This window comes from bacterium (assembly GCA_021108215.1).
Classification (GTDB): domain Bacteria; phylum Oederibacteriota; class JAAXVQ01; order JAAXVQ01; family JAUVAV01; genus JAIORK01.
Window position 1 is genome coordinate 1 of record JAIORK010000044.1, and the last position, 1,954, is coordinate 1,954.

1 protein-coding gene is annotated in these 1,954 nt (G+C 48.8%); it reads left to right on the forward strand.

The features are described from left to right. Positions 1–646 precede the first annotated feature (646 nt). The gene (ltrA, locus tag K8S19_10000) at positions 647–1,837 is read left to right on the forward strand and encodes a group II intron reverse transcriptase/maturase (GenBank protein ID MCD4814006.1); all 1,191 of its coding nucleotides are present in this window, start codon (positions 647–649) and stop codon (positions 1,835–1,837) included. The last annotated feature ends 117 nt before the right edge of the window (positions 1,838–1,954 follow it).

The following is a 1,954-nucleotide window of genomic DNA, read 5'->3' on the forward strand; positions in this document are numbered from 1 at the left end:
TGAGCGCCAAGCAAGCTGTTGCCATACCAGTCAGTTGATCTTGCGCCACAAACAGTGGAGCAGGAAAGGTACTGACGCAGGTAAAACTTGGCAGCCTGATAGCGAGGAGCCGGGTGGAAGCGGGTAACTGATTTCATCTAAGCGGCTCGACAAAGGTCTCTGTAGGAGATCGACGCGAACAGACGGGTTGTAACATGTGTGAACTCGGGAGTAGCCTCGTAAATGCAAAGGGTGAGGAGGGCGACCTAATATTTTACCAGGGAAGCCAGCAGCTCAAATCAGTAGCCAAGGAAACGGTTTGAGCCTCCTTCGGGGTATCAGGGGCGACACGTCTGGAAGGGTGACAACGGAACTTGGGAGACCCGCAGGGCAGCAAAAGAGCCCGCACTATAAGCGTAAGGCGAAGTGTACGGGAAGCCTGCGGGAGTCGGACAAGCCCATAGTAGCAAAGAACACAAGGACAACAAAACCTTGTGGAGCGAAGGGGCTTGACCTGTACAGAGCTTCGTATGAAGGGAAGGACAAGGGATTGGTGAAAAACCTATTAACCCAACAAAAAGTTCGGCACCTTCAACAGGAGCTAGCTAGAAAGAGCAAGTCGGAGCCTGGCTATAGATTCTACAGTCTCTATGACAAAGTGTACCGAATGGAAGTCTTGTGGGAAGCGTGGCAAAAGGTCAGGGCGAAGCAAGGATCAGCAGGAATGGACAAGGTGACAGTGTCAGAAATAGAGGCAACTGGAGCAGTAGAATACATCAAGTCAATTCAAGCAGAACTCAAAGCCCAGGAATACCGACCGCAGCCACTCAGACGGGTATGGATACCGAAAGCAAACGGAAAGCAAAGACCATTAGGGATACCGACGGTGAAAGACCGAATCGTGCAGCAAGCAGCGCGACTGGTAATAGAACCGATCTTTGAGGCGCGTTTTTCAGAATGCTCATATGGATTCAGACCCGGACGCGGATGTCAGCAGGCAGTAAAAGAAGTGGTGAAATACCTGAACTGGGGATTGGTAAATGTAGTGGAAGCGGATATTGTGAATTGTTTTGGCAGCATCCCGCAAAAACGGCTGATGAAAGCAGTAGCGTTACGGATCACGGATGGAGCAATATTGAAACTGATCCGGCAGTGGCTCAAAAGCGGAGTGATGGAAAACGGGCAATATCAGGAAACCACGACAGGAACTCCGCAGGGAGGAGTTATCTCACCATTGCTGGCAAATATCTATCTGGATGCGCTGGATCAAGTATGGAAGAAGAGGAAAATGTCTTCCGGAAGAGGAGCCAATGCGCAACTAGTGAGGTATGCAGATGATCTGGTGGTACTTACAAATCAAAGCCCGAAGAAACCTATGGAATTATTAAAATGGGTATTTGGTAAACTGGAATTGGAATTACACCCGGAGAAAACGCGAGTGCTGAATGCAAAGGAAGATCATTTTGAATTTCTTGGGTTTGATTTCCGGCAACGGAAAAATCCCAAGACGGGCAAATGGTTCTGCCTTATGCAGCCATCCCGGAAGGCGCAGAATAATTTGCGGGAAAAGATACGGAAAGCGACCACACCAGGAGAAATGGCAAAAGTGGGAGTGGTGGTAAAAGAAAAGGTGAATCCCATTGTGAGAGGATGGGTAAACTATTTTCGGATCGGAAACTCCAAAAAAGTATTCAATAAAATTCGGCAATTTGTCGGCAAGCGGATACGCCGGTTTATACGACGTAGACAGGGACGCCACGGATATGGTTGGAAGAAAATCACCAGTGCCTTTTTGTATGGTGAACTGGGATTGTTTTATGACTATGGAATCATCCGCTACAGAATTTGCCTGATATAAAGACGAAGAGCTTTCGGTGAATGTGCAGGGAAAGCCGTGTGTGGGAAAACCACAAGCACGGTTTGACGAGAAGGTGCTGGAAACGTGGCGTGGAAATCGCAAGCGCGCCAGTGCCTT